This window comes from Klenkia soli (assembly GCF_900103975.1).
GTDB classification, from domain to species: domain Bacteria; phylum Actinomycetota; class Actinomycetes; order Mycobacteriales; family Geodermatophilaceae; genus Klenkia; species Klenkia soli.
Window position 1 is genome coordinate 67,268 of record NZ_FNIR01000003.1, and the last position, 12,778, is coordinate 80,045.

Below are 12,778 nucleotides of genomic sequence, written 5' to 3' on the forward strand. Positions count from 1 at the left end.
TCTGGACGGCGACCGATTGGTCCTGGTGGTCGGTCCACTGCTGTCTGCATGGTGGGCCGGTGACCACGCCCGGGCAAGACCTCGATGTCCGCCGCACCGCCGGAGCAGTGCTGGGTGGGTGCACGGCCATGGTCTTCGTCGGGGGCTCGGCGGCGGTGTCCGCGCTGCTCGTGGGCTCTCCGTCGTCCACCGTCCAGGCGCTGCGCTACGCCCTGGCCGCCGCCGTGCTGGCCGGGCTCGCCCGGGTGAGCCGCCGCCGGGTGCTGCGGCCCCGCGGCCGCGAGTGGGCGTGGCTGGCCGGGGTAGCGGTCGCGGGGCTGGTCGTGTTCAACGTCGCCCTCGTCCACGGGGCCCGGCACGCCGAGCCGGCGGTGTTCGGGGTGGCGGTGGCCAGCGTGCCGCTAGTGCTGGCGCTGCTGGGACCCCTTCTGGACGGCCGGACGACGGGTGGGGCCGTGTGGCTGGCCGCCGGGCTGGTGACGGCCGGCGCGGTGCTGGTGGTCGGGTTCGGTCGCGCGGATGCGGTCGGGGTGGCCTGGGCGGTCGTGGTGCTGGTCTGCGAGGCCGCGTTCACGCTGCTCGCCGTCCCGGTCCTGGGCCGGCTCGGTCCGTGGGGGGTCTCGGTGCACACCACCTGGATGGCGGCCGCCGCCTTCGGCGTGCTCGGTGTGGTCACCGAGGGCCCCCTCGCGCTGAACCGGCTGGGGTGGCCCGAGCTCGCGGCGGGCGCCTACCTGTCCCTCGGGGTCACCGCGCTGGCCTTCGTCTGCTGGTACGGGGCGGTGGCCCGGTTGGGTGCCGGGCGCGCCGGCCTGCTGACCGGCATCGCTCCCGTCGCCGCGGCCGCCGTCGGGGTGGCCCTCGGCGAACCGTGGCCGGGGCCGGCGGTGTGGGTGGGCATCCTCGTCGTCGCGACCGGGCTCGTCGTCGGCCTGGCGCGTCCGGCGGACGACGCGCTCACGGGGGCCACCGCAGCCCCGGTCGAGGTCGCCCGCTGAATCGTGGTCCGTCGACCGGAGCCGGGGGCTCGAGGCCGGCGCGGACGCCGGGGGCGCGTGCGGTAGGACGGTCCCGTGGGGCACGGCGTGGCTGCCCCTCTCGCCGGGAGGGGTGGCATGGAGTCGTACGACGTCGTCGTGGTCGGTGTGGGCTCGATGGGCGGGGCCACCTGCCGGACGCTGGCCGGCCGTGGTATGCGGGTGCTGGGCCTGGAGACCTTCACCCCGGGGCACGACCAGGGCTCCGCGCACGGCGGCACCCGCATCATCCGGCAGTCCTACTTCGAGGACCCGGCCTACGTCCCGCTGCTGCGTCGGGCGTACGCCGGGTTCCGCGAACTCGAGGAGGAGTCAGGCCGTTCGCTGGTGCGGACGTGCGGCGGGATCTACATCGGCGACCCGTCGTCGCCGACCTTCGCCGGGTCACGTGCGGCTGCCGTCGAGCACGGGCTCGCCCACGAGGTGCTCACCGCGGTGGAGGTCCGCGAACGGTTCCCCACGATGGACCCGGCCGACGACGCGATGGCCGTGTACGAGGCCGAGGCCGGCTACGTGCGGCCCGAGGAGACCGTCGTCGCCCAGGCGGAGGTGGCCGCGCGGTCCGGGGCGGACCTGCGGTTCGGCGAGCGGGTGCGGTCGTGGTCGGTGACCCCCGGCGGCGGGGTCGAGGTGGTCACCGACCAGGGTCGGTACGGCGCCGACCGCCTGGTGGTCACCCCGGGTGCGTGGGCGCCCCAGCTGCTCGGGTCGCTGCGGCTGCCGCTGCGGGTCGAGCGCATGGTCTTCCACTGGTTCACCCCGGACACCGGCGCCGTCCCGCTGGTGGCCTGGGACCAGGACCGGCACCCGGTCTACGTCGAGCAGACCCACGGCAACGAGCAGATCTACGGCTTCCCCATGACCGACGGGCCGTCGGGAGGGTTCAAGCTCGGGTTCTTCCGGGTGGGGACGCCGACCGACCCCGACGCGGTCGACCGGGTGGTCCGCGAGGAGGAGAACGACGCTGTCCTGGCCCGCGCCCGGCAGCTCTCCCCGCACCTGGGCCGACCGGTGGTGCAGGCCAAGACCTGCCTGTACACCATCACCCCCGACGAGCACTTCGTCGTCGGACGCCACCCCGAGCACGAGCAGGTGTCCATCGGCTGCGGCTTCAGCGGGCATGGGTTCAAGTTCGTCCCGGTGATGGGGGAGATCCTGGCCGACCTGGCCCAGCACGGCACGACGCCCCACCCGATCGGCCTCTTCGACCCCACCCGTGCGGCGCTGCGCCCGGCTCCTGGGTGACGCGTCCCGGCCCGACCGGGTACCGGGCCGCTCACGAAGGATGCAGCAGCCCGAGCAGCGTGGTTCTCGACGGCACGAGGCGGGCGCGGGCCTCCTCCTCGCCGAGCCCGTCGAGGGCGCTCCGCAGGTGGTCCCGGTGCTCCTCGAGGAGCTCGTCGAGGCGGGTCGCAGATCTGTCGTCCAGTCGGTGGTGGACACGGGGTGTCTCTTATCAGCGGTCGGGGGCGGTGGCCGACCCGTCGTCGAAGGCGGCGCGGGCGTGCGCCATGGCGGCGGCGTGGTCGTCGATCCATCCGAGCAGGGCGTCGACCGGTGTGCGGAGGGTCTTGCCCAGGGGCGTGATGCGGTACTCGACGGCCACGGGGCGGGTGCTGAGCACCGTCCGTTCGACGATGCCGTTGCGCTCCAGCCGGCGGAGGGTGGCTGCCAGCGGCTTCTGCGTGATCGGCGGGATGTCGCGCCGGAGCTCGTTGAAGCGCTCGGGCTGCTCGCACAGCCGCTCCAGCACGGCCACCGACCACGAGTCCAGCAGCTGGTCGAGCAGGGCACGGTGCGCGGTCAGGTCGCTGATCGGCCGAGGTGCCGGTGCCGGGTCAGCGGTCAGGGCACACCCTGCGGATCACCGTGGCCGAGGTCGGCGACGGCAGCTCCGCGCTGCGCCGCCTGCGGCTGGGCACCCGGGTGCTGGTAGTGGGCCCCTGCGGGCGGCTGTCGGAGCGGGCCCGCACGAGCCGCCGGGTCGCCGGGTCGACCGGAGCACCCCGATCGAGGACACCGTCGGAGCCCTTGCCGAGCTGGTCGCCGAGGGCAAGGTGCTGCACATCGGCCTGTCCTAGGCCTTTCCGGAGACCATCCGCCGTGCCCACTCCGTGCACCCGGTCGCCGCGCTGCAGACGGAGTACTCGCCGTCGACCCGCGACCCCGAGGTCGAGCTGCTGCCGCTGCCGGTTTCTGGGATCGGGTTCGTGCCGTACTCGCCGCTGGGCCACGGGTTCCTGACCGGTCAGCTCACCTCGCCGGCCGACATCCCCGACGACGACTGGCGCAAGACCAACCCGCGCTTCGTCGGGGAGGCCTTCGAGGCCAACCTGCGGCTGGTCGACGAGGTCCGCGCCGTCGGCGCCGAGGTCGACACCACCCCGGCCCAGGTCGCACTGGCCTGGCTGCTGGCCCAGGGCGAGGACGTCGCCCCGATCCCCGGCACCCGCCGGGTGGCCCGGGTGGAGGAGAACACCGCCGCCGACGGCGTCGTCCTCACCGCCGACCAGCTCGCCCGGCTCGACGCCCTCACCCCGGCCACCGGCGAGCGGCACAACGAGGCGAACGTGGCCAGCATGGACCGCTGAGCTGCACGTCTGCAGGGGCGTCCGGTCACCCCTGGGCGAACTCGACGGCAGTCAGCCTGGGGCCGGCCGCCCAGGATCAGCGGACGTCGACGGGGGTGAGCGTGCCGAGCCGGGCCTCGAGCACCGCACCGAGGTCCAGCAGCCCGGCCTCGTCGAAGCGCCGGCCGAGCACCTGCACGCCGACGGGCAGTCCGCCGGCGGTCCCGGTCGGCGCGGCGAGGGCGGGGAAGCCCAGGAGGGGGATCGCCATCTGCGACCACTGCGCCGCAGCCTGCCTGCGCGACTCGTCGTGGCCGGTGAGGTCGGCATCCTGGCGGAAGGCCTGCTCGGTGGACACCGGCATCACCAGGTAGGGCAACCCGTCCATCAGACCGGCCAGCCGGGTGATCAGGGAGCTCCTGCGGGCGTAGCCCATCATGTAGTCCTCGGTGCTGGGGGCAGTGCCCCACCAGTCCGCTGCTACGGCGTAGACGCCGTCCATCGCGGTGCGCAGGCCGGCACCGCCCAGGGCGTCCATCATCGGCCGGATCAGCCGGATCTCCTCGATGGCCAGCAGGTACCAGAGCCGGTAGGCCTCGGCGAGCAGGGGCACCTCGACGTCCTCGACGGTGTAGCCGCCGTCCCGCAGCGCGGCTGCGGCGTCGTCCAGCGCTCGGTCCACCTCGGGGGTGGGGTCGGCGACCCCGACGCTGCGGACCAGGCCGATGCGGCGCGGCCGACGGGCCGGGGTCGGGGTGGCCCCGTGGGCCTGGAAGGCATCCCGGCTGTCGGCGCCGAGCATCGCGGCGTAGGCCAGCCGCAGGTCCTCGTTGCAGCGGGCCAGCGGGCCCTCGACGGCGAACAGGGTGGCCGACAGCGGGAAGTCCATCCCGTCGGTGCCGGAGGAGGCCAGCCGCCCGGTGGTGGGGCGCAGGCCGGTGAGCCCGCAGGCGAAGGACGGGTAGCGGATCGAGCCGCCGATGTCGTTGCCGTGCGCCACCGGCACCATCCCGCTGGCCACCGCCGCGGCGGCGCCGCCGCTGGACCCGCCCGGGGTCCGGTCGGCGTCCCAGGGGTTCAGCGTCCGGCCGTGCAGCTCGTTGTCGGTCACCCACCGGAACGAGAACGCCGGCACGTTGCTGCGGCCCACCAGCACCGCGCCGGCCCGTCGCAGGGCGGCCGTGCTCGCCGCGTCGGTGGTGGCCACGTGGTCGGCGTGCGCGACGACGCCGCCGGTGTTGGGGTGGCCCACCTCGTCGGTGTTGTCCTTGATCGAGACCGGGACGCCGTGCAGCGGACCCAGGTGCCGGCCGTGGGCCACCATCTGGTCGGCGACGTCCGCCGAGGCCAGGGCCTCCTCCGCCGAGACCTCGACCAGGGCGTTCAGCACCGGGTTGACCGCCTCGATCCGCTCCAGGCAGCTGGTCACCGCCTCCCGCGAGGTGATCGTGCGGTCGGCGATGCCGCGGGCGAGGTCGGCGGCGGACCACTGCCAGAGCGGGGTCGTCTCGGGACGGGGCTGGTCCATGGTGGTCTCCTCGGGCGGGCGACGGGCGTCCGCTCCATCCCACGGGGTGTCCCGACGAGGTGGGCCTGGCGATCTGTCACGGGGACGGCGACACTTCCGACGATCTGCAACCCGTCCGGCGGCACGGTCCCTCCTTGGATGGAGCCAGAACGTGGGCCGTAGGTGGTCCGCCTCCTCGACGAGCGGAGACCCCATGAAGTCGTCAGTCCCGACCACCCGATCCACCCCCCGCCGGCGGGGCCTGGCGGTCGCCGCCGTGGCGACGGTGGCGACGCTGGCCGCCTGCTCCTCGCCGTCCTCGGGCGGGGGAGCCGGCAGCGCCTTCGACGCCAAGATCACCACCGACGTCCCGGCGCCGACCACCGACGTCGCCGAGGTGACCTGGAACCTGGCCACCGGCGAGCCGCCGACGCTGGACCCGGCGCAGTCGGCCCTGGAGAACATCAGCACCGTCGTCGGGAACGTCTGCGAGGGCCTGTTCACCTACGACGCCGACTACGGGTTGCAGCCGGCGCTGGCCGAGTCCGTCGACCACCCGGACGACCTGACCTACGTGTTCACCCTCCGCCAGGGCGTCACCTTCTGGGACGGCGCGCCGGTCACCGCCGAGGACGTCGTCTACAGCATCGACCGGGTGCTGGACCCGGCCAACGCCTCGCCGTGGGCCGCGTGGGCGATCAACCTGCAGTCGGTCGCCGTCACCTCGCCCGACACCGTCACGGTCACGCTGAACCGGCCCGACCCGCTGGTCGAGGGCGTGTTCGCGCTGCCGGCGTTCGTGGTGGTCGAGAAGGCGTACGCCGAGCAGGCCGGCGCCGCGTTCGGCACGGCCGGGGGCGGGCTGATGTGCACCGGGCCCTACGAGCTGGACAGCTGGACCCAGGGCCAGGACATCGTGCTGACCCGCAACCCGGACTGGTGGAACACCGACGTGACCCCGCGGGTGGACAAGGCGACCTTCACCTTCGTCACCGACCCCTCGGCGCAGATCGCCTCGCTGCGCAGCGGCGAGACCGACGGCCAGTGGATCATCCCGACCTCGGCCTACGACCAGCTGTCGGAGTCCGGCGACCTGCTGTTCGGCGAGAGCCTGCAGACGTCCTTCATCAGCGTCACCGACCTCACCGGGCCGCTGGGCGACCCCGAGGCCCGCGAGGCGCTGCGGGAAGCCGTGGACTACCAGGGCATCAGCCAGTCCGTGTACCGCGGCACGGCGCAGCCGTTGAAGGCCCTGGTCCCGCCGTCGGCGTACGGCTACTCGACCGACACCTACGAGGCGGCCTACGACGCGCTGCCCGAGCCGGCCCAGGACCTCGACCGGGTCGCCGAGATCACCGCGGACGACGAGGCCGCGACGCAGCCGGTCACGCTGGCCTACCTGGCGGCCTCCGACGAGGACACCCGTTCGGCCACCGCCATCGCCGACGCCGCCAACCAGGGCGGCATGGACGTGCAGCTCAAGCCGCTGTCGCCGCCGGAGTTCGGGGCCTTCTTCACCTCGCCGGACTCCCGGCAGGGTGTCGACGCGCTGCTCTCGACCGGCTACCTGGACACCCCGGAACCGCTGACCTACTACCAGTTCTTCGCCACCGGGTCCTTCTACAACTTCGGGGGCTGGAGCAACGCCGACTACGACGCCCTCATCGCGCAGGCGCAGACCACCACCGACGACGACGAGCGGGCCGACCTGGTCACCCGGGCGCAGGCGATCATCCTGGACGCCGGCGTGGTCATGCCGGTGGTGCAGCCCGACACCTCGGTCTACCACGGCAGCGACCTGACCGGTCTGGTCCCGCGGCAGAGCTACTTCTACACGCCCTGGCTGACCCAGCTCGGCGGCGTCTGAGCCCGGCCACCAGAGCGGGAGGGGGTGATGACGGTGCGCGCAGGGACGACCCGATGGGTGCTGGGCCGGCTGGCCGGGGCATCGGGGACGGTGGTCGTCGCCTCGGTGGTGGTCTACGCAGCCCTCCAGCTGGTGCCCGGCGATCCGCTGGCCACCCTCACCGGCGGCAAGCGGCTCACCGAGAGCCAGCTGGACGTGCTGCGGCAGACCTACGGCCTGGACAAGGGGTTCGTGGCCGGCTACCTGGACTGGGCGGGCCACGTCGCCCGGTTCGACCTGGGCACCTCCTCGGTCTACCAGGACAGCGTGAACTCCCTGCTGGCCAGCCGGCTGCCGGTCTCGCTCGCGCTCATCGGCTACGCCGCGGTGGTCACCGTCGTCCTCGGGCTCGGCGTCGCGGTGGTCTCGGCGGTCGCCGGCCGACGGACGGCGACCCTGGCCACCGTCCTCACCAGCGGCGCCGCGGCCACCCCGCCGTTCGTGGCGGTGATCGTGCTGCTGGCGGTGTTCTCCGTCGGTCTGGGCTGGTTCCCGGTGACCGGGGCCGGCAGCGGGTTCCTGGACCGGGTCTGGCACCTGACCCTGCCTGCCGTCGCCATGGCGATCGCGGCGTTCGGCGTGCTGGCCCGGGTCGGCCAGGCGGCCTTCGCCGACCAGCTGCGCCGCGAGCACGTCGAGGTGGCCCGCAGCCGGGGCGTGGGGCGGGCGGCGGTGCTCCGGCGGCACGTGGTGCGGAACTCGCTCGGGCCGGTGGTCACGGTCGTCGGGCTGCTGCTGGCGAGCCTGTTCGTGGGCACCGCGGTGGTCGAGACCGCCTTCGGCATCAACGGCATCGGGGCCTTCCTGGTCAGCTCGGTGTCCCGGCAGGACTTCCCGGTGGTGCAGGCCGTGTCGCTGCTCGCCGTCGTCGTGTTCGTCGTGATCAGCACGGCCGTCGACCTGCTGCTGCCGGTCCTGGACCCCCAGCTGCGGCCGGCGGTGACCCGGTGACCCTCACCGTCCCCGCGCTGCGCGCCCGCCGGGTGCGGCGGAACCGCCGCGGCCCGGTGGCCGTCGTCGGCGCCGCCGTCTTCCTGGCAGTGGTGGTGGTCGCCGCGGTCGCGGCGCCCCTGCTCGCGCCCTACTCGCCGGACGCGACCAGCCTGCTGGACTCGCTGCTGCCGCCCGGGTCGCCCGGGCACCTGCTGGGCACCGACTCGACCGGCCGCGACGTGCTCTCGCGGTTGCTGTACGGCGCCCGGCTGTCGCTGCTGGCCCCGCTCGGGGTCGTGCTGGCCTCCACCGTGCTGGGGGTGGCCGTCGGGCTGGTCGCTGCCCGAGGTCCGCGCTGGGCCGACCTCCTGCTGTCCCGCACCATGGACATCGCGTTCGCCTTCCCCAGCCTGCTGCTCGCGATGCTCGCCGTCGCGGTGTTCGGGGCCGGTCTCGCCGCCCCGATGGTGGCGCTGTCGATCGCCTACACGCCCTTCGTCGGCCGGGTGGTGCGCAGCCTCGCGGTGCAGGAGGGCTCCCGGGCCTACGTGGAGAGCTACGCCGTGATGGGCTTCAGCACCACCTGGGTGACGCTGCGGCACCTGCTGCCCAACCTGGCACCGGCGCTCGCCGCGCAGGCCGCGCTCGCCTTCGGGTACGCGCTGATCGACCTGGCCACGCTGTCCTTCCTGGGCCTGGGTGTGCGGCCGCCGGAGTCGGACTGGGGCTCGATGATCGCCCAGGCGCAGCCCGCGATCCTGCAGGGTCTGCCGGCCAGCGCGATCGTCCCCGGCGTCACGGTCCTGCTGACCGTGATCGCGGTCAACCTGCTCGGGGAGCACCTCGGCAGCTCCGTCGGCCGCACCGATCGGGAGCGCGCATGACCACCACCGTCGACCCGCGGCCGGTCCTGGAGGTCGAGGGCCTGTCGCTGTCCGTGCCCGGGCACGACGGTCCGGTGCCGCTGCTGGCCGACGTCGGGCTCGTCGTCCGGCCCGGGGAGACCGTCGGGTTGGTGGGGGAGTCCGGTTCGGGCAAGTCCCTCACCATCCGGACCGCGCTGGGCCTGACCCCGCGCCGGGCGCGGACCGCCGGGCGGGTCACGGTCGACGGGCTCGACGTGCTGTCCGCCGGACGGGGCGAGCTCCGCGAGCTGCGGCGGCACACCGCGGCCATGGTGTTCCAGGACCCACGGGCCTCGGTCAACGGCTCCCGCACCATCGGCGCGCACCTGGTCGAGGGGCTGCGGGCCGGCGGTGTCGACCGTCGGCAGGCACGAGCCCGCGCCGTCGAGCTGCTGGAGCGGGTCGGCATCCGGGAACCGGCGCGGGCGATGCGCCGGCACCCCGGGGAGTTCTCCGGCGGCATGCTGCAGCGGGTGGTCATCGCCGGCGCGCTGTCGACCAACCCCCGTCTGCTGCTGGCCGACGAGCCGACCACCGCGCTGGACGTGACCACCCAGGCCGAGGTCGTCTCCCTGCTGACCTCGATGCAGGCGGAGGCCGGCATGGGCATGGTCTTCGTGACCCACGACCTCACCCTGGCCGCCGCGGTCTGCGACCGGGTGGTGGTGATGTACGCCGGCCGGGTCGTCGAGGTCGCCGCCGGGGACGAGCTCTTCCGGTCCCCGGCCCACCCGTACACCGCGGCCCTGCTCGACGCCCACCCCGGACTGCACGGCCCCCGGGCGGCGCTGCGGGCCGTCCCCGGGCGGCCGCTGGCGCTGGCCGAGACGCCGTCGGGCTGCTCGTTCCGGGACCGCTGCACCGAGGCGGACGACGCGTGCGCCGAGGAGGTGCCGGCGCTGCGCCGGCACGGCGGGTCCGACGCGGCCTGCCTGCGACCGGGACGGGAGGCGTGGGCATGAGCGGCACGGAGACGGGCCCGGTGCTGCAGGTAACCGGGTTGCGGAAGACCTACGGCTCGGCCGTCGCCATCGACGGCGTGGACTTCACCCTCGAGCGGGGTGGCTCGCTGGGGATCGTGGGGGAGTCCGGCTCGGGCAAGACGACGACCGCGCGGATCCTGGTCGGCCTGGAGCGGGCGACCGCCGGTCAGGTGCTGCTGGACGGCGAGGACGTCACCACGCCCTCCCGCCGCGACCGACGTCGTCGCGCCCGCAGCATCCAGATGATCTTCCAGGACCCCTACCTGTCCTTCGACCCGCGGCTGACCGTCGAGGAGTCGATCGCCGAACCGCTGCGCCTGCACGGGCACGGCGACCGGGCCCGCATCCGCGCGACCGTGGCCACGCTCTGCGACCAGGTCGGGCTCAGCACCCGCAACGCCGCCGCGCTGCCCCGCGACCTCTCCGGCGGGCAGCGCCAGCGGGCCGCGATCGCCCGCGCGCTGGGCATCGAGCCCCGGGTGCTGGTGCTGGACGAGGCCGTCGCGGCCCTCGACGTCTCCATCCAGGCGCAGGTGCTCACCCTGCTGGACCGGATCCGCCGCGACACCGGGGTGTCCTACGTGTTCGTCAGCCACGACCTCGCCGTCGTCCGGTACGCCACCGACACCGTGCTGGTGATGCGGCACGGCGCGGTGGTGGAGGAGGGCGGGACCGAGCAGGTGCTCAGCGCTCCGCGGCACCCCTACACGCAGCTGCTGCTGGCGTCGGTCCCGGCGCCGGGCTGGGACCCGGCGGCGGTCGCCGCGGCCAACCGGGCCCTGGCACCCGCCGACCGCGGCTGACCCCACCACGCAGAGGAGCACCGTGCAGATCGACGTCCTGACCCCCGGCCCCGTCCCGGCCGACGCGACCGAGGTCGCCGTCCCCATGCGGGACGGCGTGCAGCTGGCCGCCGACCTGTACCGCGCCGGGCCCGGCGCGCACCCCGTCGTCGTCGTACGGCTGCCCTACGACAAGGACGGCGAGTACTGCCACATGGCCGAGGTGGCGCGGCACGCGAACGCCAGGGGCTACACGGTGCTGGTGCAGGACGTCCGCGGGAAGTTCCGCTCCGGCGGGGTCACCGAGTTCGGCGTGCACGAGGTGGACGACGGTCACGACACCGTCGCCTGGACCGCCGACCAGCCGTGGTGCGACGGCCGGGTGCTGGCCTGGGGAGACTCCTACTTCGGGATGACCACGCTCGCGGCTGCGGCGGCCGGGCACCCCGCGCTGCGGGCGATCGCCCCCCGGCTGACCGGCACGCTGCTGTCCCGGGAGGTGGTGCACCCCGGCGGCCTCCCGGACGTCGAGGCCACGGCGCGGACGCTGTACCTCTCCTCCTGGTACCTGGACCGCGACGCCTACGAGTGGCCGGTGGACTGGACCGTCCGGCCGCTCCGCGCACCCTTCGACGCGTTCTTCGCGGCCGTCGGACGACGGTCGGCCGGCTACGACGCCGAGCGCGGCCGCACCGGCGTCGTCTTCGCCGGGCCCTCGATCGAGCAGCTGCTCGCGGCACCGCCGGTGCCCGTGCTGTTCACCGTCGGGCTGTTCGACAACTGCGCGCACTACTCCTGGCACGACCTCCGCCGCCTGCTGGCCGACCCCGCCTGGGCCCCGGCGGTCCGGATCCGGCTGGATGCCCTCGACCACGAGAACAACCACGTCGACGACCCGGCCGGGGCCGACTTCGACGTCGCCCGGGTGCTCGACCCCGCGCTGGACTTCTTCGACGACGTGCTGGGCGGCGGCCCGCTCGCCACCCCGCGGGTCCGGTACGAGGTCGTGCACGGGCCGACGCTGACCGCGGATGCGTGGCCGCCGGCCGACACCGAGCCCCGACGGCTCTGGCTGGCCCGGGGCGGCGCCGGGCCGTCGCTGCAGGAGCACCCCGGTCTGCCGGCCGAGCTGTCCTGGCGGCACGACCCGGAACACCTGGTGCCCTCTGCCGCGCCGGACCCGTTCGCCCGCCTCGTGCTGCACCCCGACCTGGCCGCCGTCGCGGTGCGGCCCGACGTGCTGCACCTGCCCGGCGAGCCGGTGCGCGAGCCGGTGGACCTGGTCGGCCCGGCCCGGCTGGAGGTCGCGCTGGCGACGACGTCGGTCAGCACCGACCTGTTCGCGCGGCTGCTGGACGTCGCCCCGGACGGCAGCCATGCGCTGCTCATGAAGACCCAGGTCCACCTCGCCGGTGACCGCTCCGAGGGGCCGGTGCAGCTGGACCTGCTGTCCCTGTCCCACCGGCTGCGGCCGGGGCACCGGATCGCCGTCCAGCTCATGAGCAGCGACGTCCCCGACTACGTGCCCGACCCGGGTGACGGCTCCGACCCCTGGGAGGCGACCACGTCGCTGCCCTCGGCCCAGACCGTGCTGCTGGGCGATCCCGGCGGCAGCGTCCTGCACCTCACCGTCCGCACCCCGCTGATCGACGACACCCAGGAGACCCCGTGACGCAGCGCCCCGAACCCCGGCTCACCTTCGCCTTCGAGGCGAAGGTCGAGATCGCCCCGTCCCTCCGGATCGGCCGGGGGGAGCACGAGGAGGTCTGGTTCACCCCGATCACCGGCGGCACCGTCGAGGGTCCCCGGCTCACCGGTCGCGTGCTGCCGTACGGCGGCGACTGGTCGACCACCCGCGCGGGGGAGACCACCCTGGACGCCCGCTACCTGCTCGAGGCATCCGACGGCGCCGTCATCGACATCCTCAACGTGGGGTTCTGGCGCGCCGACCCCGAGGTCGACGCCCGGGTCGAGGCCGGCGAGGACGTCGACGAGTCCGAGTACTACTACCGGACCTCGCCCCGGTTCCAGACCGACGCCGCCGTCCACGCCTGGCTGACCCGGTCGGTGTTCGTGGGCATGGCCCGGGGCGAGGAGGGCAAGGTCTGCATCCGGTTCTTCGAGCTGGCCTGACGGCCCAGCACCTCGTCGGCCA

At 74.4% G+C, this 12,778-nt stretch carries 13 protein-coding genes; 10 read left to right on the forward strand and 3 right to left on the reverse strand.

What is annotated here, in order from left to right:
* Positions 1-59 precede the first annotated feature (59 nt).
* Together BLS67_RS05170 and solA are read left to right on the forward strand one after the other, a co-directional pair.
* Positions 60-998 (forward strand): EamA family transporter, encoded by a 939-nt coding sequence (locus BLS67_RS05170; protein ID WP_242653841.1) that lies wholly within the window; start codon positions 60-62, stop codon positions 996-998.
* Positions 999-1,115: 117 nt separating this feature from the next.
* The gene (gene solA / locus BLS67_RS05175; protein WP_091240963.1) at positions 1,116-2,282 is read left to right on the forward strand and encodes an N-methyl-L-tryptophan oxidase; all 1,167 of its coding nucleotides are present in this window, start codon (positions 1,116-1,118) and stop codon (positions 2,280-2,282) included.
* 31 nt (positions 2,283-2,313) lie between these two features.
* On the opposite strand, the gene BLS67_RS24690 is transcribed toward solA, so the two are convergent.
* Together BLS67_RS24690 and BLS67_RS05185 are read right to left on the reverse strand one after the other, a co-directional pair.
* Positions 2,314-2,466 carry a mycothiol transferase gene (locus BLS67_RS24690; RefSeq protein WP_091241864.1) on the reverse strand — a complete coding sequence of 51 codons (153 nt, stop codon included), beginning with the start codon at positions 2,464-2,466 and terminating at the stop codon, positions 2,314-2,316.
* Between the two features lie 27 nt (positions 2,467-2,493).
* Complete coding sequence (locus tag BLS67_RS05185) at positions 2,494-2,796, reverse strand: winged helix-turn-helix transcriptional regulator (protein WP_242653842.1); 303 nt, start codon at positions 2,794-2,796, stop codon at positions 2,494-2,496.
* Between the two features lie 337 nt (positions 2,797-3,133).
* On the opposite strand from BLS67_RS05185, the gene BLS67_RS05190 reads away from it, so the two are divergent.
* Complete coding sequence (locus BLS67_RS05190; RefSeq protein WP_278247115.1) at positions 3,134-3,628, forward strand: aldo/keto reductase; 495 nt, start codon at positions 3,134-3,136, stop codon at positions 3,626-3,628.
* 76 nt (positions 3,629-3,704) lie between these two features.
* Here BLS67_RS05190 and BLS67_RS05195 read toward each other — a convergent pair whose 3' ends face one another.
* Positions 3,705-5,135 carry an amidase gene (locus BLS67_RS05195; protein ID WP_091241871.1) on the reverse strand — a complete coding sequence of 477 codons (1,431 nt, stop codon included), beginning with the start codon at positions 5,133-5,135 and terminating at the stop codon, positions 3,705-3,707.
* A 193-nt stretch (positions 5,136-5,328) separates the two neighbouring features.
* On the opposite strand from BLS67_RS05195, the gene BLS67_RS05200 reads away from it, so the two are divergent.
* Genes BLS67_RS05200 through BLS67_RS24335 form a run of 7 tightly spaced genes read left to right on the forward strand, consistent with a single transcriptional unit; the run spans position 5,329 to position 12,756 of the window.
* Entirely contained in the window at positions 5,329-6,981 is a 1,653-nt protein-coding gene (locus tag BLS67_RS05200; protein ID WP_165617479.1) for an ABC transporter substrate-binding protein, read from the forward strand.
* Between the two features lie 27 nt (positions 6,982-7,008).
* Positions 7,009-7,971 carry an ABC transporter permease gene (locus BLS67_RS05205; RefSeq protein WP_091240970.1) on the forward strand — a complete coding sequence of 321 codons (963 nt, stop codon included), beginning with the start codon at positions 7,009-7,011 and terminating at the stop codon, positions 7,969-7,971.
* Positions 7,968-8,837: an ABC transporter permease gene (locus BLS67_RS05210; RefSeq protein ID WP_091240973.1), complete on the forward strand. Its 870-nt coding sequence runs from the start codon at positions 7,968-7,970 to the stop codon at positions 8,835-8,837. The genes BLS67_RS05205 and BLS67_RS05210 overlap by 4 nt, the downstream gene beginning before the upstream one ends.
* Positions 8,834-9,820, forward strand: a complete 987-nt coding sequence (locus tag BLS67_RS05215) for an ABC transporter ATP-binding protein (RefSeq protein WP_091240977.1) — start codon at positions 8,834-8,836, stop codon at positions 9,818-9,820. The genes BLS67_RS05210 and BLS67_RS05215 overlap by 4 nt, the downstream gene beginning before the upstream one ends.
* Positions 9,817-10,644, forward strand: a complete 828-nt coding sequence (locus BLS67_RS05220; protein ID WP_091241874.1) for an ABC transporter ATP-binding protein — start codon at positions 9,817-9,819, stop codon at positions 10,642-10,644. Before BLS67_RS05215 ends, BLS67_RS05220 begins: the two co-directional genes overlap by 4 nt.
* Positions 10,645-10,666: 22 nt before the next feature.
* A complete protein-coding gene (locus BLS67_RS05225) occupies positions 10,667-12,295 on the forward strand; it encodes a CocE/NonD family hydrolase (RefSeq protein WP_091240981.1) in 1,629 nt (542 codons plus the stop codon).
* On the forward strand, positions 12,292-12,756 hold the full coding sequence (locus BLS67_RS24335; protein ID WP_091240984.1) for a DUF3237 family protein: 465 nt from the start codon (positions 12,292-12,294) through the stop codon (positions 12,754-12,756). Before BLS67_RS05225 ends, BLS67_RS24335 begins: the two co-directional genes overlap by 4 nt.
* The last annotated feature ends 22 nt before the right edge of the window (positions 12,757-12,778 follow it).